Annotated in this window: 29 protein-coding genes, 3 tRNA genes and 1 riboswitch; of the genes, 16 read left to right on the top strand and 16 right to left on the bottom strand. The window is 68.2% G+C overall.

What is annotated here, in order from left to right:
- Nucleotides 1-570: 570 nt before the first annotated feature.
- The 3 genes from polA to aroE are packed head-to-tail and all read right to left on the bottom strand — an operon-like array spanning nt 571 to nt 4437.
- Complete coding sequence (polA, locus tag H531_RS0107875) at nt 571-3069, bottom strand: DNA polymerase I (RefSeq protein ID WP_156860472.1); 2499 nt, start codon at nt 3067-3069, stop codon at nt 571-573.
- Nucleotide 3070: 1 nt separating this feature from the next.
- On the bottom strand, nt 3071-3646 hold the full coding sequence (locus tag H531_RS0107870) for an IMPACT family protein (RefSeq protein WP_022798806.1): 576 nt from the start codon (nt 3644-3646) through the stop codon (nt 3071-3073).
- Nucleotides 3643-4437: a shikimate dehydrogenase gene (aroE, locus tag H531_RS0107865; RefSeq protein WP_022798805.1), complete on the bottom strand. Its 795-nt coding sequence runs from the start codon at nt 4435-4437 to the stop codon at nt 3643-3645. The genes H531_RS0107870 and aroE overlap by 4 nt, the downstream gene beginning before the upstream one ends.
- 41 nt (nt 4438-4478) lie before the next feature.
- Here aroE and H531_RS0107860 point away from each other — a divergent pair, with 41 nt between their 5' ends.
- The 13 genes from H531_RS0107860 to H531_RS0107800 all read left to right on the top strand — a co-directional run bounded on the left by H531_RS0107860 (nt 4479) and on the right by H531_RS0107800 (nt 14904).
- Entirely contained in the window at nt 4479-5759 is a 1281-nt protein-coding gene (locus H531_RS0107860; RefSeq protein ID WP_211210532.1) for an NfeD family protein, read from the top strand.
- Between the two features lies 1 nt (nt 5760).
- Complete coding sequence (floA, locus tag H531_RS0107855) at nt 5761-6738, top strand: flotillin-like protein FloA (protein WP_022798803.1); 978 nt, start codon at nt 5761-5763, stop codon at nt 6736-6738.
- Entirely contained in the window at nt 6735-7115 is a 381-nt protein-coding gene (locus tag H531_RS0107850) for a hypothetical protein (protein WP_022798802.1), read from the top strand. Before floA ends, H531_RS0107850 begins: the two co-directional genes overlap by 4 nt.
- Nucleotides 7079-8074, top strand: a complete 996-nt coding sequence (locus H531_RS0107845) for a PhoH family protein (RefSeq protein ID WP_028490734.1) — start codon at nt 7079-7081, stop codon at nt 8072-8074. Before H531_RS0107850 ends, H531_RS0107845 begins: the two co-directional genes overlap by 37 nt.
- Nucleotides 8052-8471: an rRNA maturation RNase YbeY gene (ybeY, locus tag H531_RS0107840; protein WP_022798800.1), complete on the top strand. Its 420-nt coding sequence runs from the start codon at nt 8052-8054 to the stop codon at nt 8469-8471. Before H531_RS0107845 ends, ybeY begins: the two co-directional genes overlap by 23 nt.
- Nucleotides 8426-8824, top strand: coding sequence for a diacylglycerol kinase family protein (locus H531_RS0107835; RefSeq protein WP_022798799.1), 399 nt, complete (start codon nt 8426-8428; stop codon nt 8822-8824). Before ybeY ends, H531_RS0107835 begins: the two co-directional genes overlap by 46 nt.
- Nucleotides 8825-8828: 4 nt before the next feature.
- Nucleotides 8829-9191, top strand: a complete 363-nt coding sequence (locus H531_RS0107830; RefSeq protein ID WP_022798798.1) for a hypothetical protein — start codon at nt 8829-8831, stop codon at nt 9189-9191.
- Between the two features lie 63 nt (nt 9192-9254).
- A complete protein-coding gene (locus H531_RS0107825) occupies nt 9255-9725 on the top strand; it encodes a GreA/GreB family elongation factor (RefSeq protein ID WP_022798797.1) in 471 nt (156 codons plus the stop codon).
- A 40-nt stretch (nt 9726-9765) separates the two neighbouring features.
- Nucleotides 9766-11253, top strand: coding sequence for a lysine--tRNA ligase (lysS, locus tag H531_RS0107820; RefSeq protein ID WP_022798796.1), 1488 nt, complete (start codon nt 9766-9768; stop codon nt 11251-11253).
- Nucleotides 11253-12119, top strand: coding sequence for a cation diffusion facilitator family transporter (locus tag H531_RS0107815; RefSeq protein WP_022798795.1), 867 nt, complete (start codon nt 11253-11255; stop codon nt 12117-12119). Before lysS ends, H531_RS0107815 begins: the two co-directional genes overlap by 1 nt.
- 136 nt (nt 12120-12255) lie before the next feature.
- Nucleotides 12256-13911 (top strand): acyl-CoA mutase large subunit family protein, encoded by a 1656-nt coding sequence (locus tag H531_RS0107810; RefSeq protein ID WP_022798794.1) that lies wholly within the window; start codon nt 12256-12258, stop codon nt 13909-13911.
- Between the two features lie 91 nt (nt 13912-14002).
- Complete coding sequence (locus H531_RS0107805; protein ID WP_022798793.1) at nt 14003-14422, top strand: cobalamin B12-binding domain-containing protein; 420 nt, start codon at nt 14003-14005, stop codon at nt 14420-14422.
- Nucleotides 14419-14904, top strand: a complete 486-nt coding sequence (locus H531_RS0107800) for a PaaI family thioesterase (RefSeq protein ID WP_022798792.1) — start codon at nt 14419-14421, stop codon at nt 14902-14904. Before H531_RS0107805 ends, H531_RS0107800 begins: the two co-directional genes overlap by 4 nt.
- Here H531_RS0107800 and H531_RS0107795 read toward each other — a convergent pair.
- The 6 genes from H531_RS0107795 to H531_RS0107770 all read right to left on the bottom strand — a co-directional run bounded on the left by H531_RS0107795 (nt 14828) and on the right by H531_RS0107770 (nt 21557).
- Entirely contained in the window at nt 14828-15199 is a 372-nt protein-coding gene (locus H531_RS0107795) for a hypothetical protein (RefSeq protein WP_022798791.1), read from the bottom strand. The two genes, H531_RS0107800 and H531_RS0107795, sit on opposite strands and share 77 nt — an antisense overlap.
- Nucleotides 15200-15256: 57 nt before the next feature.
- On the bottom strand, nt 15257-17392 hold the full coding sequence (locus H531_RS0107790) for a vWA domain-containing protein (RefSeq protein ID WP_022798790.1): 2136 nt from the start codon (nt 17390-17392) through the stop codon (nt 15257-15259).
- 19 nt (nt 17393-17411) lie between these two features.
- Nucleotides 17412-18611, bottom strand: coding sequence for a bifunctional 3,4-dihydroxy-2-butanone-4-phosphate synthase/GTP cyclohydrolase II (locus H531_RS0107785; RefSeq protein WP_028490733.1), 1200 nt, complete (start codon nt 18609-18611; stop codon nt 17412-17414).
- Nucleotides 18611-19198, bottom strand: coding sequence for a riboflavin synthase (locus H531_RS0107780; RefSeq protein WP_022798788.1), 588 nt, complete (start codon nt 19196-19198; stop codon nt 18611-18613). Before H531_RS0107780 ends, H531_RS0107785 begins: the two co-directional genes overlap by 1 nt.
- A complete protein-coding gene (gene ribD, locus H531_RS0107775) occupies nt 19199-20347 on the bottom strand; it encodes a bifunctional diaminohydroxyphosphoribosylaminopyrimidine deaminase/5-amino-6-(5-phosphoribosylamino)uracil reductase RibD (protein ID WP_028490732.1) in 1149 nt (382 codons plus the stop codon). It lies immediately after the preceding gene.
- Nucleotides 20332-20453, bottom strand: a riboswitch (FMN riboswitch). (Overlaps the previous gene by 16 nt.)
- Before the next feature lie 90 nt (nt 20454-20543).
- Nucleotides 20544-21557, bottom strand: a complete 1014-nt coding sequence (locus H531_RS0107770; RefSeq protein WP_022798786.1) for a YibE/F family protein — start codon at nt 21555-21557, stop codon at nt 20544-20546.
- A gap of 57 nt (nt 21558-21614) precedes the next feature.
- On the opposite strand from H531_RS0107770, the gene H531_RS0107765 reads away from it, so the two are divergent.
- Entirely contained in the window at nt 21615-21995 is a 381-nt protein-coding gene (locus H531_RS0107765) for a zinc uptake transcriptional regulator (RefSeq protein ID WP_022798785.1), read from the top strand.
- Here the strand turns inward: H531_RS0107765 and H531_RS0107760 are convergent.
- The 4 genes from H531_RS0107760 to H531_RS0107745 all read right to left on the bottom strand — a co-directional run bounded on the left by H531_RS0107760 (nt 21977) and on the right by H531_RS0107745 (nt 22852).
- A complete protein-coding gene (locus H531_RS0107760) occupies nt 21977-22375 on the bottom strand; it encodes a hypothetical protein (RefSeq protein ID WP_022798784.1) in 399 nt (132 codons plus the stop codon). The genes H531_RS0107765 and H531_RS0107760 overlap by 19 nt on opposite strands.
- A gap of 214 nt (nt 22376-22589) precedes the next feature.
- Nucleotides 22590-22665: transfer RNA gene (locus H531_RS0107755), tRNA-Arg, on the bottom strand.
- 33 nt (nt 22666-22698) lie between these two features.
- Nucleotides 22699-22774: transfer RNA gene (locus tag H531_RS0107750), tRNA-Gly, on the bottom strand.
- A 1-nt stretch (nt 22775) separates the two neighbouring features.
- Nucleotides 22776-22852: transfer RNA gene (locus H531_RS0107745), tRNA-Pro, on the bottom strand.
- A gap of 70 nt (nt 22853-22922) precedes the next feature.
- Here H531_RS0107745 and tatA point away from each other — a divergent pair.
- Nucleotides 22923-23087: a twin-arginine translocase TatA/TatE family subunit gene (tatA, locus tag H531_RS0107740; RefSeq protein ID WP_022798783.1), complete on the top strand. Its 165-nt coding sequence runs from the start codon at nt 22923-22925 to the stop codon at nt 23085-23087.
- Nucleotides 23088-23101: 14 nt separating this feature from the next.
- Here the strand turns inward: tatA and H531_RS0107735 are convergent, their stop codons facing one another.
- Genes H531_RS0107735 through hslV form a run of 3 tightly spaced genes read right to left on the bottom strand, consistent with a single transcriptional unit; the run spans nt 23102 to nt 25991 of the window.
- The gene (locus tag H531_RS0107735) at nt 23102-24166 is read right to left on the bottom strand and encodes a tetratricopeptide repeat protein (protein ID WP_022798782.1); all 1065 of its coding nucleotides are present in this window, start codon (nt 24164-24166) and stop codon (nt 23102-23104) included.
- Between the two features lie 11 nt (nt 24167-24177).
- Entirely contained in the window at nt 24178-25428 is a 1251-nt protein-coding gene (gene hslU / locus H531_RS0107730) for an ATP-dependent protease ATPase subunit HslU (RefSeq protein WP_022798781.1), read from the bottom strand.
- Nucleotides 25425-25991 carry an ATP-dependent protease subunit HslV gene (gene hslV, locus H531_RS0107725; protein WP_156860474.1) on the bottom strand — a complete coding sequence of 189 codons (567 nt, stop codon included), beginning with the start codon at nt 25989-25991 and terminating at the stop codon, nt 25425-25427. Before hslV ends, hslU begins: the two co-directional genes overlap by 4 nt.
- 641 nt (nt 25992-26632) lie before the next feature.
- On the opposite strand from hslV, the gene H531_RS15345 reads away from it, so the two are divergent.
- Nucleotides 26633-26817: SSO2105 N-terminal domain-containing protein (locus tag H531_RS15345; RefSeq protein WP_500691335.1), on the top strand; the 185-nt coding region annotated here is incomplete at its 3' end.

Below are 26817 nucleotides of genomic sequence, written 5' to 3'. Positions count from 1 at the left end.
AGCCCCCTGGCTGGAAACCCAGTGAACCCCAGCCCACCGCCGGGTCCAGGGAGGGGAGGCCCTCCAGAGCCTTCCCCTCCCCCACTGGACCCTTTGCGGGCCTTCGGGTACACCCTCTCGGAGTACCTTTACTTCGGGGGCTACCCGTTCTCTACAGCGGCCAGCTGCTCTCCTATACGAGGCTAGGACAACTCCAAAACGCCGGGAACACGGTGACCCTGGCCCACTACCTGGAGCTTTTGGAGGGGGCGGGGCTCCTCGGTGCCCTCCAGAAGTACGCCGCCGAGCCCTTCCAGCACCGCGCCTCCAGCCCCAAGCTCCGCGCTCTGAACACGGGGCAGCACCGCAGTCCTGGGGCTTTCCTCGGAGAGGTGGACTTCGTGCTGAAAAAGGGAAAGCACCTCCTGGCCCTGCAGGACCAAAGCGCCCCCTCAAAGAGAACCAAGGGCCTGGAAGCCTTCACCCAGGCCTTAAGGGCGAAGGCACTTCTTTTGGGCCCAGGGGGCATTCCCTTGGAAACCTTCCTCCGGGAAAACCCCCTGGCCCTTCTTCAGGCTCCGGAGCCAACCCCTACCCCTTGGCCGAAAGCCAGTCCTCCCCCATCCCCACCTCCACCACGAGGGGCACGGCGAGGGGGTAGACCCCCTCCATGACCTCCTTCGCCAGGGCGGCCACCTCCTCGGCCCGGTCCTTGGGCGCTTCCAAGAGAAGCTCGTCGTGGACCTGGAGGAGCATCCGGGCCCCCGCCTCCCTCAGGCGGGGGAAGAGCTTTACCATGGCGAGCTTCATGAGGTCGGCGGCGGTGCCCTGGACGGGCATGTTGAAGGCCATACGCTCGGCGGCCTCCCGCACGCTTTTCACCCGGGCGGTGAGGTCGGGCACGTAGCGCCTGCGGCCGAAGAGGGTCTCCACGTAGCCCCGCTTTCTTCCCTCCTCCAGGGTCCGCTCAATCCAGGCCCGCACCTTGGGAAAGGTCTGGAAGTAGCGCTCAATGAAGGCCGCCGCCTCCTCGTAGGGGATGGAAAGCTCCTGGGAGAGCCGGTGGGCAGACATGCCGTAGAGGACCCCGAAGTTCACCGTCTTGGCCGCCCGGCGCATCAGGGAGTCCACCGCCTCCTTGGGCACGGCAAACATCCAGCTCGCCGTCTCGGTGTGGATATCCTGCCCCTCCTGGAAGACCCGGATCAGGTTTTCGTCCCCGGAGAGGTGGGCGAGGACCCTGAGCTCTATTTGGCTGTAGTCCAAGGCCAAAAGGAGCCACCTCTCTTCGGCCACGAAGGCCCGGCGGATCCGTTGGCCCAGCGGAGTGCGCACGGGGATGTTCTGCAGGTTGGGGTCGGAGCTAGAAAGCCTCCCCGTGGCCGTGGCCGTCTGGTTAAAGCGGGTGTGGAGGCGGCCCGTCTTGGGATGGACCAGGCCAGGAAGGGGATCAATGTAGGTGCTCTTGAGCTTGGTGAGCTCCCGGTACTCCAGGATCTTGCCCACGATGGGGTGGGCCTCGCGGAGGGCCTCCAGCACCGCGGCGCTCGTGGAGCGCTTGCCCGTCTTCTCCGTCTTGCCGATGGCGGGAAGCTTAAGCTCGTCAAAGAGGACCCGTTCCAGCTGGTCCCGGGAGTTCAGGTTGAAGGGATGGCCCGCCAGGCGGAAGGCCTCCTCCTCCACGCGGCGGACCTCGGCCTCCACCTCCAGGGAGAGGGCCTTCAGGTAGGGGACGTCCAGCCGGACCCCCGTGGCCTCCATGTGGGCGAGGACCCGGGAAAGGGGCCTCTCCAGCTCCTCGTAAAGCCAAAGAAGCTTCTCCTCCCCCTCCAGGCGCTCCCTAAGACGCCCGTAGAGCCTCTCGGCGAGGGCGGCCCGCTCCCCCGCCTCCGCCGTCCACTCCCCCCCGTACCGCCGCGCCACCCCCTCGGGGGTGGTGTTGGCGGGGTCCAGGAGGTAGGCGAGGAGCATGGGGTCGTGGGAAGGGGAAAGGTCCAGGCCCTCCCTCAGGGCCAAAACAGCCAGGTCCTTGGCGAGGAGAGCCTGGATCTCCTTCAGGTCCCTTAGCCCCGCCAAGGGGTCCAACGCCCGGTGCACCCGGCCCTCCTTGGAGGCAGCGAGGGCCTCCAGTTCCGCCCACATGGGCTCGGGCCGGGAAAGAAGGTAGCCCACGAAGGCCCCTTCGGGGGGTGGCCAGGGGGCCTCCTCCAGGGCCTTTGGCCCCTCCAGGAGGCCGAACTCGTGGAGGAGGCTTCCGAACTCCAGGCGCTCCAAGAAGGCCTTCAAGGCCTCCCGGTCGGGCTCCTGCCGCCGGGCGAAGTCCACCTCGAGGGGTAGGTCGGTGCGCACCCGGGAGAGGTCCTGGGAAAGCCTGAGGTCCTCCATGTGGGCGAGAATCGCCTCCCTTAGGGAGGGCTTCACCTGGTCCAGGTGCTTCAGGAGGTTCTCCAGGCTCCCCCACTCCCGGATGAGCCCTGCCGCCCTCTTCTCCCCTATGCCCTTGACCCCCGGGATGTTGTCCGAGGGGTCGCCGGCCAGGGCCCGGTAGTCCACCCACTGCTCCGGGCGGAGGCCGTAGCGCTCCATGAGCCACTCCGGGGTGATGAGGTACCCCTCGGGGTGAAGGATGGCGATGCGGTCGGAAACGAGCTGGTAGAGGTCCCGGTCGGCGGTGAGGATGCGGACCTCGTAGCCTTCCCTTTCCGCCTTCTTCGCCAGGGTGGCCAGGACGTCGTCGGCCTCGTACCCGGGGACCTCGAGGCGGGTGAGCCCCAGGAGGTCCACGAACTCCTTGATGAGGGCAAGCTGCCGGGGGAAGTCCTCGGGAGTGGGGGCCCGCCCCGCCTTGTAGCCCTCGTAGGCCTCGTGGCGGAAGGAGGGGGCCTTGGCGTCAAACACCACGACCACAGCGTCCCCGTCCTCCTTGAGCGCTTTGAGGAGGCTCTTGGCGAAGCCGTAGACCGCCTGCACCGGCTCGCCGCGGCTGGTGGTGAGGCCCTTGAGGGCGAAGAAGGTGCGGTAGGCCAGGTGGTGCCCATCCACCAGGAGCACCCGGCCCTTGGGCGCAAAGAGGGGCAGCATCGGCTCCATGCTACTCCAAGACCACCTTCCCCCGGGTGGCGTCTCGGAGGGCCTTTAGGAACCCTTCCCGCTCGGGCTCGGGGAGGAGGAGGGCGAAGCGCACCCCCTCCTGCGTGTAGGCCTCCTCGGCCTTTAAGGCGCGGGCCTGCAGGAGGCCGTGGACCCGGCCCACTTCGGCGAAGGGGACGTGGAAGGCCACCGCTACCCGCTCCACCAAGGGGACCTTGGGCGCACGGCGGAGGGCCTCCGCCGCCACGCCCCCGTAGGCCCGCACCAGCCCTCCGGCCCCAAGCTTGATGCCGCCGAAGTAGCGCACCACCAGCACCGCCACCCGGTCCAGCCCCTGGGCCTCTATGGCGTGGAGGATGGGCTTTCCCGCAGTGCCTGAGGGCTCGCCGTCGTCGGAAAAGCGGTAGAGGAGGCCGATTTTGTAGGCATAGCCGTTGTGGCTGGCCCCGGGATCCCGCTGGGCCTCCAGGAAGGCCAGGGCCTCCTCCTCCGAGGCCACGGGGGCCGCCTTGGCGAGGAAGCGGCTTTTCTGGAGGATCTCCTCGTGAACCACGGGGGCGGCCAGGGTGAGGCTCACGCTTCCCCCAAGGCCCGGCGGGCCGCCTCCTCCATGCCCCAAGGGTCCGGGAGGAAGCCCGTCCAGATCCGGAAGGCCAGTGCCCCCTGCCACGCCAGCATGGGGAGGCCGGTCTGGACCTTTAGGCCCCTTGCCCGCGCCTCCCGGAGGAAGCGGGTCCAAAGGGGGCGGTAGACCAGATCCACCGCCGCCCCTTCCCCGGGGAGAAGCTCCGGGGGAAGGGGGGTGGCCCCGGGGTCCTCGAGGCCCACCCGGGTGGCGTTCACGAGGAGCCGGGCCTCCTTGGCCCGCTCCAGGGGGACCGCTTCCAGGCCGAACTCCGCCGCCAGGGCCAGGGCCCTTTCAGGCGTGCGGTTCCAGACCCAGACCTCAAGGCCGGCCTCCCTCAAGGCCCAGGCCACCGCCCGCCCAGCCCCCCCCGCCCCTAGGACCAGAGCGGGGCCCTGGAGGGGAATCCCCCCGGCCCGGAGGGCTTCCACAAAACCTGGGGCGTCGGTGTTGAAGCCGAAGAGCCTCCCCTCCACCTGGAGCACCGTGTTCACCGCCCCGATGGCCAGGGCTTCGGGAGAGACCCAGTCCAGAAAGGCGAGGGCCCTCTCCTTCAGGGGAAGGGTGAGGTTCACGCCCCGAAAGGCCCGGCGCACCTCCCAAAAGCGGTCTTGAAGCGCCTCCACAGGGGTCTCCAGGGCCTCGTAGGTGCCCTTTAGGCCCAGGTGCTTCAGGGCGAAGGCGTGCATGGCGGGGGAGAGGGAGTGGGCCACAGGGTAGCCCAGGACGGCGAGGCGAAGCATCCCCTTCAGGATAGCGTACCCACCGGGGCAAAGCGTATAGAATGGAAGCGGTGAAGAGGCTCCTTGCCCTCTGGCTTCTCCTCTCCCTGGCCCTGGGGAGAACCTACCTGGTGCCCGTCCAAGGGGAGATAGACCCCGCCCTGGCCGTCTTCGTGGACCAGGCCCTCACCCGGGCCGAGCGGGAGGGGGCGAGCGGGGTGGCCCTCCTCATTGACACCCCCGGGGGGCGGGTGGACGCCGCCATCAAGATCTCGGACCGCATCCTCCAGTCCCCCCTCCCCACCCTGGCCGTGGTGCAAAACGCCTTCTCGGCCGGGGCCCTCATCGCCCTATCCTGCCGCCAGATCGCCATGCTCCCCGGCTCCGAGATCGGGGCCGCCCTCCCCGTGGTGGCCCTCCCCTTGCAAAGGCCTGAGGCCGCAGACCAAAAGGTGGTCTCCGCCCTCAAGGGCAAGTTCCGCGCCGTGGCCGAGGCCCGGGGCCGCCCCACCCAGTTGGCCGAGGCCATGGTGGACCCCGAGGTGGAAATCCCGGGGCTTTCCGCCAAGGGGGAGCCCCTCACCCTCTCGGCCGACAAGGCGGTGGAGCTCAAGGTGGCGGACTTCAAGGCGGGAAGCCTCTCCGAGGCCCTGGCCCAGGCGGGCCTAAGCGCCGAGGTGGAGCGCTTGGAGCCAGGGCCCAGGGTGCGGCTTGCCCGCTTCCTCACCAGTTCCAGCGTGGCCGGGGTGCTCCTCGCCTTGGGGATCCTTCTCCTCCTGCTGGAGTTCTTCACCCCGGGAACCCTCCTCCCCGCCACCCTCGGCCTCGTCGCCCTGGGGCTCTACTTCTTCGGGGGGTATCTGGCCGGGCTTTCGGGGATCCTGGAGATCCTCCTCTTCTTCGCCGGGGTGCTTCTCCTCCTCGCCGAGGCCTTCCTCCTGCCGGGGTTCGGGCTTCCCGGGGCCTTGGGAATCGGGCTCGTGCTGGCCTCCGTTTACCTCACCTTTGGCGCCCAGAGCTTAGCGGTAGGGGCCTACGCCGTTTTGGTTTTGGGCCTTGGCCTCCTCCTCCTCTTCCGCCTCTTTCCCCGAAGCCGGGTAGGGCGGGCCTTGGTCCTGGAGAGCGCCATCTCGGAGACCGCGCCGCCCAAAGGGGAGCTCGAGGCCCTGCTTGGGGCCATCGGGGAAGCCCTGAGCGACCTAAGGCCCGCAGGGGTGGCCCGGTTTGGGGATCGGCGGGTGGACGTGGTGACCGAAGGGGAGTACCTTCCCCGGGGCACCTTGGTCCGGGTGGTCAAGGTGGAAGGCCCCCGGGTGGTGGTGCGGGCTTTTAAGGAGGAGTAGTATGACTGCCGTGGGCCTTCTTTTCCTCGCGGGACTGGTTCTTATCCTGGTCTTCCTCTTTTTTTCCTTCATTCCCGTAGGCCTCTGGGTCACAGCCTTCTTCGCCGGGGTGCGGGTTCCCCTCACGAGCCTGGTGGCCATGCGGTTAAGACGGGTCCCCCCGGCCAAGATCATCTTCCCCATGATCAAGGCCACGAAGGCGGGCATCCCCGTGGAGCTCAACCGCCTCGAGGCCCAGTACCTGGCGGGAGGCAACGTGGACCGGGTGGTGGACGCCCTCATCGCCGCAGACAAGGCGGGGATCAAGCTTACCTTTGACCGCGCCGCGGCCATAGACCTGGCGGGGCGGGACGTGCTGGAGGCGGTCCGGGTGTCCGTCAACCCCAAGGTCATCACCACGCCCCAGGTAGCGGGCATGGCCAAGGACGGGATCCAGCTCTTGGTCACCGCCCGGGTGACGGTGCGGGCCAACATTGACCGCCTCGTGGGCGGAGCGGGCGAGGAAACGGTCCTGGCCCGGGTGGGCGAGGGGATCGTGGCCTCCATCGGGAGCGCAGAAAGCCACAAGGAGGTGCTGGAGCAGCCCGACCGCATCAGCAAGACCGTGCTGTCCAAAGGGCTGGACGCCGGCACGGCCTTTGAGATCCTCTCCGTGGACATCGCCGAGGTGGACGTGGGCCGGAACATCGGGGCCCAGCTCCGCACCGACCAGGCGGAGGCCGACAAAAAGGTGGCCCAGGCCAAGGCCGAGGAGCGGAGGGCCATGGCGGTGGCGGCGGAGCAGGAGAACCGGGCCTTGGTGGAGGCCATGCGGGCCAAGCTGGTGGAGGCCCAGGCCCAGGTGCCCTTGGCCCTGGCCGAGGCCCTAAGGGCGGGGCGGCTTGGGGTCATGGACTACTACCGCCTCAAGAACATCGAGGCCGACACCGACATGCGGGAGTCCATCAGCCGGGCGGCCAAGCCCGAGGGTGAGGAATGAGCCTAGACGACCTCCTTGGGCTCCTCTTTCTCCTCTTCTTCGTCATCCTGCCCGCCCTTCAGGGCCTAAGCCGCCGGGGCCGCCCCCCCACCCTTCCGGAGGACCTCCCCCTGCCCGAGCCTTTCCCCAAACCCAAAAGCCGCCCCCGGCCCAAGCCCAAGCCCCTCCCCTCCCCCGAGCCCAAGCGGGCGGAGGCCCCATCCCGTCCGACCCTTCCCCCTCCTTCCGAGCGGAGGGTCCTCGAGGCCCGCCCACAGGAACCCCAAGAGGAGCCCCCTCCGAAGCCGGCCCGCAAAAAGCTCCTGCGCACAGACCGGGAGAGCATCTTGAAAGGGGTGATATGGCACGAGATCCTGAAGCGGCCCAAAGGCTTTTGATCCCCCTAAAGCCCGAGGAGGCCCTGGCCTTTTTGGGCCAGGCGGACCGGAACCTGAAGAGGCTCCGCGCCCTCTTCCGCGAGGCTTTTGGCGACCGCCTGAGGCTCGTGGCGCGGGGGGACCAGGTGGAGCTCCTAGGGGACGAGGAGGCGGTGCGGGTGGCCGAGCGGGTGGTCCGCGACCTCCTCGCCCTCCTTCGCCAGGGGGCGGAGCTGGACGAGGCCACCCTGGAGCAGGCGGTGGCCCTGGCCCAGGAGGGGCAGGGCCTCTACCAGGCCACCGACCCGGAGGCGGAGCCCGCCCTCCCGGGGCGCCTCCGCCCCAAAACCCCGGGGCAGAAGCGGTACGTGGAGGCCATCGCCCGGCACGACATCACCTTCGGCATCGGGCCCGCAGGCACGGGCAAAACCTACCTGGCCGTGGCCATGGCGGTGAGCCACCTCAGGGCGCGCAAGGTGAAGCGCATCGTCCTCACCCGGCCCGCCGTGGAAGCCGGGGAGAAGCTGGGCTTCCTCCCCGGGGACATCCAGGCCAAGGTGGACCCCTACCTTAGGCCCCTCTACGATGCCCTCTTTGACATGATTGACGCCGAGCGTTTTGAGCAATATCTCCAATCTGGAATCATTGAGGTGGCGCCTTTGGCGTTCATGAGGGGTAGAACCTTAAATGATGCTTTCATCATCCTGGACGAGGCCCAAAACACCACCCCGGAGCAGATGAAGATGTTCCTCACCCGCATGGGCTTCAGCTCCAAGATGGTCATCACGGGGGACATCACCCAGATCGACCTGCCCAAACACCAAAAGTCGGGCCTTGTGGAGGCCACCCGCATCCTGAAGGGGATAGAGGGCATCGCCTTCATCTACTTTAAGGAGTCGGACGTGGTGCGCCACCCCTTGGTGGCCCGGATCATCAAGGCCTACGAGGAGGCCGAGCGTGGTGGCGGTGGTGGCCAATAAACGGCCCCCCAAGGGTCTTGTTCCCCGGCTAAAAAAGGCCCTCCAGGCCCTGATGGAGGAGCTTGGGGTAGGGGACAAGGCGGTCACGGTGATCCTCACCGGGGACCGGAGGCTACGGGCCCTCAAGCGGGCGTGGTGGGGGGAGGATGAGGCCACGGACGTCCTCTCCTTCCCCCATTACGAGCCCGAAGACCCCTTCCTCCCCCCGCACCTTGGGGACATCTGGATCAGCCTGGACACCGCAGGAAAGCAGGCGAAGGCCCGGGGAGCCCCCTTGGAGGAGGAGGTGCTGGTGCTTTCGGCCCACGGGCTATGGCACCTCCTGGGCCACGACCACGCGAAGGAGGAGGATTGGGAGGGCTTCCGCCGCGTCCAAGAGAGGATCCTCACGCTGTAAAGGGGATCCTCCGCTCCTTCGCCTACGCCCTCCAGGGCCTGGCCTACGCCTGGCGGGTGCAGCGCAACTTCCGCCTCGAGGCCTACCTGGGGCTTCTGGCCCTCCTCCTGGCCCTCTGGCTCGGGGTGGACCCCCTCCCCGTCCTTCTCCTCGCCGCCCTCGTTCTCTCCCTGGAGCTCGTGAACACCGCCCTCGAGGCCCTCACCGACCTGGCAAGCCCCGTCTACCACCCCCTGGCCAAGCAGGCCAAGGACACGGCGGCGGCCGCCGTCCTGCTGGCAAGCCTCCTCGCCCTCCTCGTGGGCCTCCGCCTCTTCCTGCCCCCCCTTTTCCGCCACCTTGGGCTAAGCTAGGGGCATGGACCACGAAGAGCGGGAGCTGATCCTGGAACTCTTTCCAGGCACCTCCCCTGACCTTCTCCCCCTTGGGGAGATCCTCTACTACCGGGACGAGGAGGGGCGGGTGGTGATCCTGGAGAAGGGACCGCCTGAGCTTCGCCTCGCCCTCGAGCCCCTCCCCGGCCACGTGGCCGGCCCCCAGGTCTGCGAGGCCTGCCGCCGCCACCTCTCGGGAAGCGCCCTGGGCTTCTTCCGCCACCCCGTGGGGGGGAGGGAGACCCATCTGCGCTACCTGGTCCTGTGCCAGGACACGGCGGCCTGCGCGGGCCACGCCGAGCCGGAGCGTTTGAGGGAAATCCTCCTTCGGGGTATACTCACCTGAGAAGGGGGCCCTTGGGCCAAGGAGGTCGGCTTTGGCCGGCCTCCATGACTTACGAGGTGAGCTATGGCGCGCGAAGTAAAGCTGACCAAGGCCGGCTACGAGCGGCTCATGAAACAGCTGGAGCAGGAGAGGGAGCGCCTTCAGGAGGCCACCAAGATCCTGCAGGAGCTCATGGAGTCCAGCGACGATTACGATGACTCGGGCCTGGAGGCGGCCAAGCAGGAGAAGGCCCGGATTGAGGCCCGGATTGACAGCTTAGAGGACGTGCTGTCCCGGGCGGTGATCCTCGAGGAGGGCTCGGGCGAGGTCATCGGCCTGGGCTCCGTGGTGGAGCTGGAGGACCCGGCCACCGGGGAGCGGCTGGAGGTGCAGGTGGTCTCCCCTGCCGAGGCGAGCGTTCTGGAAACCCCCATGAAGATCTCCGACGCCTCCCCCATGGGCAAGGCCCTCCTGGGCCACCGGGTAGGGGATGTCCTCGCCCTGGACACCCCTAGGGGCAGGAAGGAGTTCCGGGTGGTGGCGGTCCACGGGTAAGCCCCCACCTGGGCTTGCCTCGAGGCGGAGACCCCAAGCGATGAACGAGCAGACGCGCCAGCGCCTACTCAACCTGGAAGCCCTGGTGGAGGCGGGCTTCGCGCCTTACCCCTACCGCTTCCCCAAAACCCAAAGCGCCCAAAAGATCCTGAAGGCCAAGGCCGGGGCCCCTCCGGAGGCGGAGTGGCCCGAGGAGGAGGTGGCCATCGCCGGAAGGATCGTGGCCCTGAGGCGCATGGGCAAGGTCACCTTCGCCCACCTCCTGGACGAGACAGGGCGGATCCAGCTCTACTTTCAGAAGGACCTCACCCCCCACTACGAGCTCCTAAAGAGGCTGGACGTGGGGGATATCCTAGGGGTGAGGGGGTACCCCTTCACCACCAAGACGGGGGAGGTCACGGTGAAGGTCCTTGCCTGGACACCCCTCGTCAAAAGCCTCCACCCCCTCCCCGACAAGTGGCACGGCCTTAAGGACAAGGAGGTACGCTACCGCCAGCGCTATCTGGACCTCATGGTGAACCCGGAGGTGCGGGAGGTCTTTCGGAAGCGGGCGGAGATGGTGCGCTACATCCGGCGCTTCTTTGAGGATCGGGGCTTCTTGGAGGTGGAGACCCCCATCCTCCAGCCCACCACCGGCGGGGCCGAGGCCCGGCCCTTCAAGACCTACCACAACGCCTTAGACCACGAGTTCTACCTCCGCATCTCCCTGGAGCTCTACCTGAAGCGCCTTCTGGTGGGGGGCTACGAGAAGGTGTACGAGATCGGCCGGGTCTTCCGCAACGAGGGGATGGACCACAACCACAACCCCGAGTTCTCCATGCTGGAGGCCTACTGGGCCTACGCCGACTACCAGGACATGGCCAGCCTGGTGGAGGAGCTCCTCTCCGGCCTCGTTCTCCACCTTTTCGGCACCTACGAGGTGCCCTACCAGGGCCAAGTCCTCAACTTCCGGCCCCCCTTCCGCCGCATCTCCTTCGTGGAAAGCCTCAAGGAAGAAGCGGGCCTCCCCTTTGACCCCCTGGATTTGGATCGCCTCCGCCTCTGGGCCGATGCCCACCACCCAGAGCTCGCCCAGGTGCCGAGCTACAAGCTTCTGGACAAGCTCTTCGGGATCTACGTGGAGCCCAAGCTCCAGGACCCCACCTTCGTCCTGGACTTCCCCTTGGCCATCAGCCCCCTGGCCAAAAGGCACCGGGAGAAACCGGGCCTCACCGAGCGCTGGGACCTCTACGCCGGGGGGATGGAGCTTGCCCCCGCCTACTCCGAGCTCAACGACCCCCTGGACCAGAGGGAGCGCTTCCTGGAGCAGGCCAGGCGCCGCAAGGAAGGCGACGAGGAGGCCCCGGAGCCCGACGAGGACTTCCTCCTGGCCCTGGAGTACGGGATGCCCCCGGCGGCGGGGCTCGGCCTGGGGATAGACCGCCTGGCCATGCTCCTCACCGACCAGCCTTCCTTAAGGGACGTCCTCCTCTTCCCCCTCATGAAGCCCAAGCGGGAAGCCCCGGAAGAGGCTTGGGAAGGGGCGTAGTGGCGGAACGGGCCGCCTTGGCTAGCCTGGTCGTGGCCCTCCTGGTCCTGGGGCTCAAGGGGCTCGCCTACCTCCTTACGAGCTCCTTGGCCCTCCTCTCCGACGCCCTCGAGTCCACGGTGAACGTGGCCGCGGCCCTCCTAGCCCTCTTGGCCATCCGCTTCGCCCAACGTCCCCCGGACGCCACCCACCCCTTTGGCCACACCAAGGCGGAGTACTTCTCCGCCGTGCTGGAAGGCGTCCTGGTGGTGCTGGCCGCCCTCCTCATCGCCAGGGAGGCCCTTCCCCGCCTCCTCCATCCCACCCCCTTGGGGGACCTAGGCCCGGGGCTTGGGCTTGCCCTCCTGGCCTCCGGGCTCAACGGCCTCCTGGCCTACGTTCTCCTCCGGGAGGGAAGGCGCCTCCGCTCCCCCGCCCTCACCGCCGACGGTTACCACGTCCTCTCCGATGTCCTCACCTCCTTGGGGGTCCTCCTCGGAGTAGGGCTTGCCGGGCTCACGCGCCTCTGGGTGCTGGACCCCCTCCTCGCCCTCCTGGTGGCGGGGCACATCCTCCTCCTGGGCCTCCGCCTGGTGCGCCAGTCGGTGGGGGGCCTGATGGACGAGGGGCTTTCCCCAGAGGAGGTGGCCCGCATCCAGGCGGTGATCGCCAGGGAGCTTCAGGGAAAGGCCTTAGAGGTCCACGACCTGAGGACGCGGAAGGCGGGCCACCGGGCCTTCTTGGAGTTCCACCTGGTGGTGCCCGGAACGATGCCGGTGGCCGAGGCCCACCGGCTCTGCGACCGGCTGGAACGGACCTTGGAGGAGGCCTTCCCGGGGCTCGCGGTCACCATCCACGTGGAGCCGGAGAGCGAGCGCAAAGCCTGATACCACCCCTTGGGCCCGCATGGGGGCCCCGGTAGAACGTCCCCGCGAGGTTTTTTAGCGCAGGCACCCAAACCAAAGGTATGACGCCCTTTTCCCTTCCGGTAAAAAACCGTATACTGGAAGCAAGGGAGGGTCCATGCGCAGGAAACCCGACTGGCTCAGGGAGACCTACCGGAAGAGCCTGGAGAAGATGCCGGAGAGGCCCGTGGCCCACCGCACCCTCTCGGATATCGCCCCGGAGCCCCTCTACACGCCGGAGGACATCGGGGTCCTGGACCCGGAGTACGAGGAGAAGCGGGGCTACCCTGGGGAGTTCCCCTACACCCGGGGGGTCTACGGCTCCATGTACCGGTCCAAGCTCTGGACCATGCGCATGTTCGCCGGCTTCGGCACCGCCGAGCAGACGAACGAGCGCTTCAAGAAGCTGCTAAAAGCAGGGCAGACCGGGCTCTCCGTGGCCTTTGACCTTCCCACCCTCATGGGCTACGACTCCGACCACCCCCTGTCCAAGGGGGAGGTGGGGAAGTGCGGGGTGGCGGTCAGTAGCCTCGCCGACATGGAGGTCCTCTTTGAGGGGATCCACCTGGAGGAGGTCACCACCTCCATGACCATCAACTCCCCCGCCAACGCCATCTGGGCCATGTACCTGGCGGTGGCGAAGAAGCGGGGCTACGACTGGAAGAAGCTCGGGGGTACCATCCAGAACGATATCCTCAAGGAGTTCATTGCCCAGAAGGAGTTCATCTTTCCCCCTGAGCCCAGCGTGAAGCTGGTGATCGACACCTTTGAGTGGGGACCCAAGAACGTTCCTAAGTGGAACTTCATCTCCGTTTCGGGCTACCACATCCGGGAAGCGGGCTCCACAGCGGTGCAGGAGCTGGCCTGGACCCTGGCGGACGGCTTTGAGTACGTGGAGGCCGCCCTCAAGCGGGGCCTGGACGTGGACGAGTTCGCCCCCCGGATCAGCTTCTTCTTTGACGTGCACAACGACTTCTTTGAGGAGATTGCCAAGTTCCGGGCGGCGCGGCGGATCTGGGCCAAGGAGATGCGCTACCGCTATGGGGCCAAGAATCCCCAGAGCTGGATGCTCCGCACCCACGCCCAGACCGCCGGGGTCTCCCTCACTGCCCAGCAACCCCTGAACAACATCGCCCGGGTGGCCATCCAGGCCCTGGCGGCGGTCCTTGGGGGCACCAACAGCCTCCACACCGACGCCTACGACGAAGCCCTGGCCCTACCCACGGAGGAGAGCGCCACCATCGCCCTCCGCACCCAGCAGATCATCGCCTACGAGACCGGGGTCACCCACACCATAGACCCCCTGGCGGGGAGCTACTACGTGGAGTGGCTCACCGACGAGATGGAGCGGCAGGCCATGGCCATCATTGAGGAGATCCGCCGCATGGGGGGCGTGGTGCGGGCCATTGAGGAGGGGTACTTCCTCCGGGAGCTCGCCGAGGCCAGTTACCGCTACCAGCAGGAGGTGGAGCGCAAAGAGCGGATCATCGTGGGGGTAAACGCCTTCACCGACGAGATCCCCTTAAAAGTGCCCATCCAGCTCGTGGACCCGGAGGTGGAAAGGGTCCAGGCGGAGCGCCTTGCCCGGGTGCGGCGGGAGCGGGACCCCAGGCGGGTGGAGGAGGCCCTTCAGGGCCTTAGGCGGGCGGCCCTCGAGGGGCAGAACACCATGCCCCACTTCGTGGAGTGCGCCCTCGCCTACTGCACCCTGGGCGAGATGATGGACGTGCTGCGGGAGGTCTACGGTACCTACCAGGAGCCCGCATACGTGTAATACCACCCCATGCGGGCTTGGGCGGGTAGAACGCCCCTGCGAGGTTTTTTGGAGCGCAGGAACCAGAAGCAAAGGGTATAAGGAGGCAGACGTGGACAGGCGCATACGGGTGCTCATCGCCAAGCCCGGCCTGGACGGGCACGACCGCGGGGCCAAGGTGGTGGCCCGGGCCCTCCGGGATGCGGGCATGGAGGTGATCTACACGGGGCTCCGCCAGACCCCAGAAATGATCGTCTCCGCCGCCATTCAGGAGGACGTGGACGCGATTGGCCTCTCCATCCTCTCGGGGGCCCACATGCACTACTTCCGCGAGGTGAAGCGGCTTCTGGAGGAACGGGGGGCCTCGGACATCCTCGTCTTCGGCGGGGGCATCATCCCCGATGAGGACGTGCCCAAGCTGAAGGAGCTCGGGGTGGCCGCGGTCTTCGGCCCCGGGACCCTGACCCAGGAAATCGTGGACTTCCTCAAGAGGGCGGTACCCGAGCGCTGGAAAGCCCAGGGGCTGGCATGAAGGCCATCCAGCTCTACTACCCCCCCGAGTGGGCCCACTGCTACGGGTGCGGTTACCTGAACGCCCACGGCCTCCACGTCAAGACCTACTGGCACCCTGAGAGGGGAGAAAGCGAGACCCGCTTTACCCCCTCTCCCCACCACACCGCCCTCCCTGGCTTCGTCTACGGGGGGCTTTTGGCCTCCTTGGTGGACTGCCACTCCACCGCCACGGCGGCCGCCGCCAAGGCCCAGGCGGAGGGCCTCTCCCTGGAGGAAACCCCCTTGCGCTTCGTCACGGCGAGCCTGAAGGTGGACTACCTGAAGCCCACTCCCTTGGGGCCGGAGCTTCTTCTCGTGGGCCGGCCCCGGGAGGTGAAGGGGAGGAAGGTGGTGGTGGAGACCGGGCTCTACGCCGAAGGGGTCCTTACGGTGCGGGGGGAGGCGGTCCTGGTTCAGATGGGCGAGGGGTTTCGGCAAGCAGGCGCTCCACCGCTTGGATGAGGGCCCCCAGGCGCTCCGCCTGGGGGGAGGCGTGGAGGACAAGCTCCAGCCAGGCCTCCTCCAGGATCCCCTTCACCTCCGCTAGACCCGCCCCGCCCAGGGCCATGGCCCCCACCTGCACCCGGAGCCGGCGGTTCTCCTCCTCGGCCTGGCGCAGGTAGCGGCGAAGGAGCTGGAGTTCAAAGGAGGCCTGGTGCAGCCTCTCTTCCAGCTCGGCGATTCTCCGGTTTTCCTCCTCCCTTTTCGCCCGCAAGGGGGCTAGCCGCCTTTCCAGCTCCTCGTCCCAATGGAGCATGCTTTTAGGTTGCCCTCCCCTCCTAACCTAGCCTGCCAACTCTGCACATGAGAAGCCTTAAGGGACCTGGGGAAACCGCCCAGAGCGGGCCTCGAGGAGCCGCTCCAGGAGGAAGAGGGCGAGGGCTAACCCCAGGAGGTAAGGCCTGAGGGGAAGGAAAGCGGAGGCCGCCTGGGGGAGGTCCCCAAGGGAGAGGAACCTCCCCCCGCTCCCCTCGCTCAAGGCGCGGAGCACCGCCTCCCCGTCCCTAGGGGTCCACTCCCCCGGCAGGGGCAGCCTTAGGGGGATGCGCCGCTTCCCGTCCAGGAGAACCCCTTCCCCCTCCAGAAAGGCCTCGTACCGCAGGAAAGCGGTGGGCACCAGGGGCACCTCCCTCCCCCCCACCCGGGCCACAGGGGCCTCCAGCCTCCCCAGGACCACAAGCCTCACCCCGGGGCCCTCCGGGTAGGCGTGGAGGGCCAAGGCCTGCCGGGACCCTGCCAGATAGCGGGCGAGCCCGCCGAGAAAGGGGGCCGCCCCCTCCCAGCCCTGCCAGGAGCGGGAGAGGTCCGTGGCCAGGGCGGCCACCCTGCCCTCTCCCCTCTCCCCCAAGGCGAGCACCGCCCGCCCACCGCTATGCAGCACCACCTCGGCCCACGGCTCGGCCCGGGCCGGAAGGAGGACGGCTAGGGGAGGAAAGGCGAAGCCCTGCGCCAAGGGATGGGAAGCGGCCTCCACGGGAAAGCGCCCCTCCAGCCTCTCCCCCCGGAACACCTTCTGCCCCTCCCTGAGGAAGAGGCGGGGGAGGTCCTTGGGAAAGGCCGCCCGGTAGAACCGCCCCCCGCTCCTTTGGGCCAGCTCCTCCAGGAAGGGCGCATCCGCGTCCGGGCCCAGCGCCAGGGCGCTCACCTCCACCCCAGAGGCCGCCGCCAGGGAGAGGATGGGCTCCTTGGGGTCGGAGATCAGGCCATCCGTGAGGACCAGGACCGCCTTCCGCTCCACAGGGACCCCCTGGAGAAGACGGAGGGCCTCCCGGAAGGCCTGCCCAAGCACGGTCCCGCCCCCGGCCCGCACGGAAAGCAGGAGGCTTTCCGCCTCCTTCCTCCCCTGGGCCGTCATGGGCCGGGGCGGGAAGAGGACCCGGGAGCCGGAGCCGAACAGGACCACCCCCAGGTAGTCCTCGGGGGCGGCGCTCCGGACCAGCTCTAAGGCCCCAGTGACCGCCATATTGAGCTTCTCCCCCGCCATGCTCCCGGAAACGTCCAGGACCAGGACCAAAGCCGCCCCCTTGCGCCCCAGGGGCTTGAGCGGGAGCTCCTCCGGCAGCGCCCGGTCCCAGCCGCCAAAGAAGAGGCCCCTGGGGGTGGCGGTGAAGAGGAGGCCCCCTCCCTGCCGAAGGAAGTCCCGAAGGGCCTCGGGTGCGCCCTCGGGCAGGTCCGGCACCCCCACCCCCACGGCCACCAGGTCCACCTGGTCCGCCGCCAGGGGAAACCGCAAGGGGCCCTCCTCCACCTGGAAGCCCTGGGCCTCGAGGTAGCGGGCGAGGGCCGGGTCCCCCAGGACCCAGGCCTTGGCCCGGTCAGCCGGGGCCACCCTTACCCGGGCCTCGCTCCTTCCCCAAGGACCTTCCGCCACCGCCCTCACCTCGGCCTCTTCGGTGAGGGGAAAGGTGTAAGGGAAGGCCCTTCGGCCCGAAAGCCGGAGGGAGCGCTCCAGAATCCCCCCAGGTCCCTCTACCCGGAGGCGGGCCTCGGCAGGCACGGGGGCCTCGAGGACCACCCCTACCCCCACGGTCTCGCCGAAAAGGGGGTAGGGCGGGGGGACGAGGCGCAAGTCCACATGGGGTTTCGGGGGCACATAGAGGGCGTCCAGGGGAAAGGGCGGGGGGACGGGTTCCAAGAGGCCGTCCGAGACCAGGACCACCCGGCTCGGCCTGAGCCTGGCCGCCTCCCGGAAGGCCGCCCGCAGGTCCGTCCTCTCCCCCAGGTCCAGCCTCCTCGCCGTGGGCCCGGGGAGGAGCGCGGCCCGCTCGGCGAAGGCCAGGTAGAAGGCGTGGGGGGGAAGCCTAGCCGCCAGGGCGAAGACACTTTCCCTGGCGGACGGGGAGAAGTCTAAGAGGTAGACCACCCTCCCCGGTAGGGGCCAGCGGAGGTCCAGGAAGGCGAGGAGGAGGAGAAGGAGGACGAGGCCCCTAAGGAGAAAAACCCCGGGCACACCCCCATGCTACCCCGGCTCAGTCCATCCAGTGCCCGAGCTTCTCCTTCTTGGCCTGGAGGTAGCGCTCGTTAAAGGGGTTGTCCCCGGCCCGCAAGGGGAGGCGCTCCACGATCTCTATGCCGAAGCCAGAAAGGGCCCGGACCTTGCGGGGGTTGTTGGTGAGGAGGCGCATCTTCCGCACCCCGAGGTCATAGAGGATCTGGGCCCCCACCCCGTAGTCCCGGAGGTCCGGGGGAAAGCCCAGCACCAGGTTCGCCTCCACCGTGTCCAGGCCCCGGTCCTGGAGGGCATAGGCCCGGATCTTGTTCACGAGGCCGATCCCCCGCCCCTCCTGCCTCAGGTAGACCAGGACCCCCTTCCCCTCCTCGGCGATCCTCTCCAGGGCGAGGTCCCGCTGGAAGCCGCAGTCGCAGCGCAGGGAGTGGAGGGCGTCCCCGGTGAGGCACTCGGAGTGCATGCGCACCAAGACGGGCTCCTCCGGGTCCCAGCTCCCCATGACCAAGGCGGCGTGCTCCTCCCCCGTGAGGGTGTCCCGGTACCCCAGGATGCGGAACTCCCCAAAGCGGGTGGGAAGCAGGGCCTCCGCCTCCCGCCGCACATAAAGATCCCCCCGCTCCAGGCGGTAGCGGATGAGGTCGGCGATGGTCCCCACCCTGAGGCCGTGCCTCTGGGCGAAGGCCAAGAGGTCCGGCAGGCGGGCCATGGTGCCGTCCTCCTTGAGGATCTCAATGAGGCTCCCCACCGGGGTGAGCCCGGCGAGGCGCAGGAGGTCCACCGTGGCCTCCGTGTGCCCAGCGCGGCGAAGGACCCCGCCGGGCCTGGCCACCAGGGGAAAAACGTGCCCCGGGCGGCGGAAGTCCTGCGGGGTGGCCTCGAGGTCGGCGAGGAGCCTTATGGTGGCCGCCCGCTCCAAGGCGCTGATCCCCGTGCTCGTCCCCCGGGCATCCACGCTCACGGTGAAGCGCGTGCCCTGGGGGTCTTGGTTCCGCTCCACCATGAGGGGGAGGTCCAGGGCCCTGGCCCTTTCCTCCGTGAGGGCCACGCAGAGGAGGCCCCGGCACTCTCGGAGCATGAAGTTCACCCACTCCGGGGTCACGTGCTCCGCCGCCATGATGAGGTCGCCCTCGTTCTCCCGGTCCTCGTCGTCCACCAGGATCACCGGACGACCCCGGCGGAGCTCCTCCAGAAGCTCCTGAACGCTCGCGATGCCCTCCATCACGCCCTCCCCAAAAGCCTCGCCACGTAGCGGGCGATGAGGTCCACCTCCAGGTTCACCCTGTCCCCCGGCCCGAGCCCCCCCAGGTTGGTGACGGCGAGGGTGTGGGGGATGAGGGTAACCAAGAAGGCTTCCCCCTCGAGGCCCGCCACCGTCAAGGAAACCCCATTTAAGGCCACGCTTCCCTTCTCGGCGAGGTAGGGGGAAAGCCCCCTAGGAGGCAAGAAGACGAAGTCCCTCGCCCCTGGCGCCTCCCGCACCTCCACAAGCTCCGCCACCCCGTCCACATGGCCGGTGACGAAGTGCCCACCGAGGCGGTCCCCCACCTTCAGGGCCCGTTCCAGGTTAGGCCGGTGGCCCACCCGCCAGGTGGTGGGGGCGGTGCGCCTCAAGGTCTCCCGGGCTAGCTCCACCCAAAACCCCTCCCCGTCCACGGCCACCGCGGTGAGGCAGACCCCGTCCACGGCCACGGAGTCGCCCACCTCGAGGTCCTCAAGAACCCTCCTTGCCCCGATTCGGACCTTGAGGAAGGGCCCTTCCTCTACCTCCAGGATCTTTCCCGTCTCCTCCACCAGCCCGGTGAACATTCAGCCCTCCACGTAGGCCTCGAGCCACAGGTCCTCGCCCAGCCACTCCCGGCGGTGCAGGCGAAGCCTAAGGGCCTCGGCCATCCTCTCCAAGCGCAAGCCCTCCAGAAGACCCCTCCCCTCCCCCAGAAGCTTAGGGGCCAGGAAAAGGGCCACCTTGTCCACGAGGCCCCGGGCCACAAAGGCCCCGTACAGCCTGGGCCCTCCCTCCAGGAGCACCCCGTCTATCCCCTCGGCATAGAGGAAGGCCAAGGCCCCCTCCGGGCTCACCCCCTCCCCTTCCCGGGGAAGCTCCGCCACCCGGGCCCCCGCGGCCTCGAGGGCGCGAACCCTCTCCCTGGGGGCGCCTTTCCCCACCAGGACCAGGACCCGGGCAGGCTCCCCCCGGGGGCCAGGCCGGAAGAGGCGGGCCGTGGGGGGGGTGCGGGCCTCGGTGTCCAGGACCACCTTTAGGGGGTCGCGGAGGGGCGGGGGCTCCAGCATCAGGGGGAAGGGGCGGAAGTCGGGGTCGCGTACGGTAAGGGCGGGGTCGTCCCGGAGCACCGTCCCCACCCCTACCATCACCGCCGGGAGCCACTGTCGGTAAGCGTGGGCCACACGGCGGCTGGCCTCGGAGGAGATCCAGCGGGCGTCCCCCGAGGGGGCCGCCGCCTTCCCGTCCAGGGTGAGGGCCGCCTTGAGGAGGACGAAGGGGCGGCGCTTCCTCTGGGCGGTGAAGAAGGCCTCGTTCTGCTCCCGGGCCTCCCGCTCCAATAGCCCCACCTCCACCCGCACCCCGGCCTCCCGTAGCCGCTCCAGACCGCCCCGGGCCAGGGGGTTCTCGTCCCGGACCGCCACCACCACCCGGGCCACCCCGGCCCCGATCAGGGCCAGGGAGCAGGGAGGGGTGCGGCCGAAGTGGTCGCAGGGCTCGAGGGTCACGTAGGCCGTGGCCCCCCGCGCCGCCTCCCCCGCCGCCTTTAGGGCAAAGACCTCCGCGTGGGCCTCGCCTGCCCTGGGGTGGTACCCCTCCCCAAGGATATGCCCCTCCTTGACCAAGACCGCCCCGACCAGGGGATTCGGGCTGGTGTGGCCCCGGGCCCTTTCGGCAAGCTGCAGGGCTCTTCGCAGAAAGCGCTCGTCCAAATGCAAAGGACCTCCTTCTCCCATCCGGACTTTCACCGTCGGCCCCGGAGTTTCACCGGGTCGGGCCCCCAAAGGGGCTTCGCGGGCTTTCACCGCCGGTGGGGACTTCCACCCCGCCCCGAAGGAGGTGCCAAAGGCACCAAAATCAGTTTAGCGGGCAAAGGGCAAAGGTGTGTGGCCCAGTCCCTACAGAGGGGCCTGGGAACGGGGGCGGGAACCCCTAGTGGGGGTGGTGAGGCGCCGGGGGTCCGCCCCTCCCGCCGCGAAAGGCCCAGGCGGCCACCAGGGTGGTGAGGGGGACAGCCAAGAGGAGCCCGAGGGAACCTAGGAGCATGGCCGTGATCTCGCCGGCAAAGGGCTCGGTGTTGAGGAGAAAGCGCAAGGGGGTGGGGTCCCTGGTGAGGAGGAGAAAGAGGGGCAAGGAGCCCGCTGCATAGGCCAGGATCAGGGTGTTCACCAGGCTGCCGATGTGGTCGTAGCCCACCTCCATGCCCCTCCGGTACAGCTCCTTGAGGCCAAAGCGGGGGTTGGCGTGGGCCAGAGCCTGGACCACGGCCGCCTGGGTCACGGTCACGTCCGTAAGGGCCCCCAAGGCCCCCACCACCACCCCCGCCAGGTAAAGGGAGAGCAGGTCCACCCCGCCCCACTGCTTCAGAAGGAGGGTTTCCTCCGAGGCCAGGCCGGTAAACCCCATGGCCCGGGCAAACAAAAGGCTTAGGAGGAGCACAAAGCCTGCGGCCAGGAGGGTGCCCGCAAGGGCCGCCGTGGTTTTGGGGTTGACCCCGTGCACCAGGTAGATGGTGAAGAGGAGCACCCCGAGGCTTCCCAAAAGGGCGTAGAAGAGCGGATTGCCCCCCGCGGCCACCCTGGGAACCACGAAATAGACCACGACCAAAAGGCTCAAAAAGGTGCCCAGGAGGCCCCGCATGCCCTTACCCCGGCCCACAAGGGCGGCGAGAAGGGCAAAGAGGGAAAGGAGCCCGAGGAGCCAAGGCATCCGGTCGGGCTCGGCCACGTAAAGCCGCCCCCCCTCCCGGTACAGAACCACCCGCATGCCCACCCTGAAGCCGCCCCCATCCGCAGGCAATAGGGCCTCCTTGATCTCCCCCTGGACCCTCACCTGGGCCACGCCCTTCCCCAGGTCCAGCCCCAGGATGCGCCCCAGGAGGTACCCCCCGGTCTCCTGGGCAAAGGCAGGAACAAGCCAAAGGAGAAGCAACGTCAGCGCACGCATGGGGCTACTCTATCGCAGGAGGATGAAAATTTCTTCTCAGGTTGTTATCCTCTAAGCATGGAGCGCTCCACAAGGCAAAGGCGGGCCATCCAGGCGGTCTTCCTCGAGGCAGACCGACCCCTCTCCCCAAGGGAGGTCCTGGCCCTAGCCCGAAGGCGGGTGCCCTCCCTGGGCTTGGCCACCGTCTACCGCACCCTCAAGGGCCTGGTGGAGGAGGGCTTCCTCACCCCGGTGGCCCTGCCCGGGGAACCCCCGAGGTACGAGCGGGCCGGAAGGGAGCACCACCACCACTTCCTCTGCCGCCACTGCGGACGGGTCTACGAGCTATGGGGCTGCGACCTGGCCATGGAAGGGGCCCTACCCCCGGGTTTCCAGGCGGAAGCCCACGAGGTGACGGTATACGGGCGCTGCCCCGAGTGCTACTCCCAGGCCGGGTAGAGGTCCACCGGTCCGGTCCAGCGAACCTCCTCCAGGGCCCGGTCGTGGCGAAGGAGGGCCGCCAGGCGGGCCCGGGAGTAAACCCGGTGGGGGTCCTTGGGAATGAAGGCGGTGACGATGTCCACCCGGCGGGGCGGGGTGTAGTCCAGGACCACGTGCAGGGGAAGCTTCAGCCGGGGAGGAAAGACCATGTACCCCAGAACCAGCATCCTCCCATCCTCGGGGTAGATGCAAAGCTCCCTTCCCCACTCTATTGCCCTGAGGACATCCAGCTCGGTAAAGCCCTCCTGGAGCATGTGCTTGGCCACGTGGGGGCCCAGGCGGTAGCGGCCCTCCTTGAGCAGGGGCAGGATATCCGTAAGGCGGCGAAGCTTCCTCATGGTCCCCTCTTGGGAGGCCAGTTTACGCCCTCTCCCTACCTGGGAAATGTGGCCCGGAAGAGGGCCCCTCCGGCGAGCCCGGCGAAGGCCACCGTGCGGGGACTGTCTGCCGGGGCCCCATGCGGGCTTGGGCCGGCATGGGGTGGTATCAGAAGCTTTGGGGGTCAAAAGGGCTCCCCGCCTCGCTCCTGAGGAGGGGAGTTTTTCGCCCCGCTGGCGGGCCCGGAGGGATTCGAACCCCCGACCTACCGCTTAGAAGGCGGCTGCTCTATCCCCTGAGCTACGGGCCCAAGAAAAGCGCCGGGGGAAAAACCCCGGCCTAATGGAGCGGGAGACGGGACTTGAACCCGCGACCCTCGGCTTGGAAGGCCGATGCTCTGCCAACTGAGCTACTCCCGCGTGGTCGGGGCGGCCCGATTTGAACGGGCGACCCCCTGCTCCCAAAGCAGGTGCGCTACCGGCCTGCGCTACGCCCCGGGGGCAAGGCCACCCACAGGCCACGATAACACCTTACGAAAACAGGGTCAAGGCATGGTATCATGGCCCCATGCGCTTAGGACCCCTAGAAATCCTCCTCATCCTCCTCGTCGTTCTCCTCCTCTTCGGAGCCAGGAAGCTCCCTGAGCTGGCCCGGGGCATCGGCCAGTCGGCCCGGGAGTTCAAGAAGGGGCTGCAGGAGGGAGAGGAGAAAAAGGAAGAGCCCAAGGCCTAGCCCACCCGCCCCGTCTACAGGCGCCTCAGGACCTCCTCGGCCTCCTTGTAGCCCGGCTTCAGCTTAAGGGCCTCCTGGCACTGGTAGCGGGCTCCTTCCTTGTCCCCAAGCCGCTCGTTGGCCAGGCAGAGGAGGTAGCGGTACTCCGCCCTCTTGGGCTCGAGGCGCACCGCCACGGTGAGGCGGCTCCGGGCCTTCTCGGGATCCCCCAAGGCCAAGTAGGCCTGGCCGAGGTAGTAGTAGGCGGCAGGGAAACGCAGGGGAGCCAGGGCCACGGCGTTCTCCAGGGCCACCCCCGCCTCCTTAGGCCGCCCCAAGGCCATATAGGCCTGGCCCAAGGTGTACCAACCCTCCGCGTCCAGGGGCTTCAGGCGGTGGCCCTCCTCCAAGACCCGGGCGGCCTCCTCCGCCTTTCCCTTTAAGAGGAGGGCCGAAGCGTAGCGCACCCGGAGGTCCGTGTTCTTGGGGGCCAGGCTCACCGCCTTGGCGTACTGGTCCAGCGCCTCGTCCAGGCGTCCCCGGGCCAGGTAGACCTCCGCCAGGGCCGAGCGCACCTCGGGGGTGTCCTCGAGGGCCAGCGCCTTCTTGAAGGCCTCCTCGGCCCTGTCCGCCTGGCCCAGGAAGGCGTAGACCAGCCCCCTTTGGGCAAAGAGGGGGGCGTAGCGGGGGTTCACCCTCTCCCCGTCCCGCAGGACGGAAAGCGCCTGCTCCAGGTAGGCCTTCCCCTTCTCCCGGTCCTCGGAGGCCCGGTAGAGGGCCAGGTAGGCCTCGGAGAGGACCATGTACCCCCCGATGTACCGAGGGTTTTTCGCCACCAGGCCCTTGGCGTTTTCCAGCGCCGGGTTGAGAAGGCCCATCTTTAGCTGGGCCCGGGCCAGCCAGTAGACGGCATCCGGGCTCTGGGGGTTTTCCTTCACCGCCCGCTCAAAGAGGGTGAGCGCGGCCTCGTACCGACCCAGGGCGTACAGCTGCACCCCGAGCTTCAGGGGGTCCTGCTGCGTCTGCCCCGGGGGGGGCGGGGGGGTTTGGGCCAGAACCGGACTCACCAACAGGCCTAAGGTCAAGAGAAACCAGCGCATCTTCTCTCCTCCTAAAGGACAAACCGCGTCAGGTCGGGGGAGGCGAAAACCGCCTCCAAGCGCTTCTCCACGTAGGCCCGGGTGATCTCCACCCGGCCCAGATCGGTCTGAAAGCTCACCTCCTCCAGGACCCGCTCCAGCACCGTGGCGAGCCTCCTCGCCCCGATGTCCTCGAGGTCCTGGTTCGCCCGATGGGCCGCCTGGGCGATGGCCCAAAGGGCCTCGTCCTCAAAGACGAGCTCGGTGCCGTCCGCCTTGAGAAGCTCGGTGTACTGGCGGATGAGGGAGTTCTCGGGCTCTTTGAGGATCCGGTAGAACTCCTCGGGGCCCAAGGGGGAAAGCTCTACCCGGATGGGAAAGCGCCCCTGGAGCTCGGGGATCAGATCCGAGGGCTTGGCCACGTGGAAGGCCCCGGCCGCGATGAAGAGGACGTGCTCCGTGGAAACGGGGCCGATGCGGGTGGAGACCACGGTGCCCTCCACGATGGGCAGGAGGTCCCGCTGCACCCCCTCCCCGGAGACGTCAGGCCCCACGGTGCCCTCGCGGCGGGCCACCTTGTCAATCTCGTCAATGAAGACGATCCCGTCCTCCTGGGCGCGCCGCCTGGCCTCCTCCTTGAGCTCCTCTTTGTCTATGAGGCGCTCCGCGTGCTGGTTCTTGAGGACCTCCCGGGCCTCCCTCACGGTCATGCGCTTGCGCACCGGCCGCCTGGGGAGAAGGCCTTTGAGCATCTCCCCCATGCCCCCAAACCCCTCCCCGCCTAGGACGCCCACGAAGGGCAAGGAGACCTCCTCCTCCACCTGCACCTCCACGGAGAGGCCGTCCAGGCGTCCCGAGCGCACCTCGGCGGGCGAGGTCCGAAGCAGGGTGGCGAGCTCCTCCTCGGCAAAGGCCAGGGCCCTCTCCTCCACCTGCTTCTTCATCTCCTCCAGCACGAGCTGGTAGCTCGCCTCCGCCAGGTCCCGGACGATGGCGTCCACGTCCCGGCCCACGTAGCCCACCTCGGTGAACTTGGTGGCCTCCACCTTCACGAAGGGTGCCCCGGCCAGGCGGGCCAGGCGCCTGGCGATCTCCGTCTTGCCCACCCCCGTGGGCCCGATCATGAGGATGTTCTTGGGGGTCACCTCCCGGGCCACCTCGGGAGGGAGCTTCTTGCGCCGGTAGCGGTTCCTCAGGGCCACCGCCACCGCGCGCTTGGCGGCCTCCTGGCCCACGATGTGCTTGGAGAGCTCCCTTACGATCTCTGCGGGCGTGAGGTTCATGCTTCCCCCAGGGTAAGGACCGTGATCTGGCCCGAGGTGTAGAGGTCCACCTCGGCGGCGATCCTTATGGCCTCCTCGGCGATTTCCTTAGCGGAAAGCCCCGAGTGGCGGTAAAGGGCCTTGGCGGCGGCGAGGGCGTAGGGGCCGCCCGAACCCACCGCCAAAAGGGGCTCCTCCGGGGCGATGACCTCGCCGCTTCCCGAAAGGAGGACCATGCTCTCCCGGTCGGCGGCCACGATCATGGCCTGGAGGTGGCGAAGAACCCGGTCCGTGCGCCAAAGCTTGGCCGTCTCCACCGCCCCCTTGAGGAGGTTCCCCTTGGCCTCCTTGAGCTTTTCCTCAAAACGCTCCAAAAGGGCCAAAGCGTCGGCCGCTCCTCCTGCAAAGCCCACCAGGACGCCCTCCCCCACCTCCAGCTTCCGCACCTTCACCGCCCCCCGCTTGAGGACGGTCTGGCCGAAGGTCACCTGGCCGTCCCCCGCAAGCGCGGTGGCCCCGTCCTTGCGCACGGCCAGGATGGTGGTGCCGTGGATCTCCACGGCGCCAAGATACTCCCGCCCCATGAGAAGGGCGTTAGGCGGAGCGGCGGAAGGCCTCCCAGGCCCCCCCCGCTCAAAGAGGACCCGCCCTTCCCTGAGGGCGGCCGGGACCACGCCGAAACCCTCCTTGAGGCCCTCCACGGCCTCGCTCAAGGTGTAAGGGAAGACCTCCACCCGGCGCAACCCTTCCGGGCGATAGCGCACGAGCCTTTCGGGAAAGGGGAAAGGTATCCCGGAGGAGTCGGCGTCGCTGAAGGCGGTGGCCTCCCCCCGGGCCAAGGAGCCGAAGAGGACCTCAGGGCGCTCCCCCAGGGCCCGCGCCGCCTCGGCCACCTCCTTGAGGCAGGCCTTAAGGTCAAAGCGGAAGACGCGGGTCCAAGCTTTTCCTCCACGAAGGCCAGGATCCTTTGGGCTAGGTCCAGGGCCTCTTCGGCCTCGAGGCGGGTGTAGCGCCGGGTGGGCGTCCGGGTAGCGGGTGGGGATGTAGCACTTGTCCAAGACCTTGGCGTCCTCGGGTACGTCCACATCCTCTGGAAGGTCGACCAGGGAGGCGAAAACAGTTAAAAAATAGCGCACACATCCGCACACTTCCTCTCCTCCACGCTCGCTTTGTCCAAAAGCACAAAAGCCCGCAAAAGGCGGCAAAAGAGGCAAAAGGGGGTAAAATGAACCCAGGAATGCCCAAGGGCGAAGCCGCAAAGCTCTACCTCGGCGTCCACGCCCGCTTGGTCTTCCCAGACCCCAAGGAGGAGAAGGCGGTCCTGGACCTCATGCGCCGCTTCTCGGCGGCGAAGCGCTTCGCCTACCAGCGCCTCCTGGAAGGGAAGTCCCGCGAGGAGCTCAAGCGGGC

This window comes from Thermus islandicus DSM 21543 (assembly GCF_000421625.1).
GTDB lineage: Bacteria > Deinococcota > Deinococci > Deinococcales > Thermaceae > Thermus > Thermus islandicus.
The sequence above is the reverse complement of the archived record's forward strand: the minus strand, read 5'-3'. Positions and strand labels throughout refer to the sequence as shown.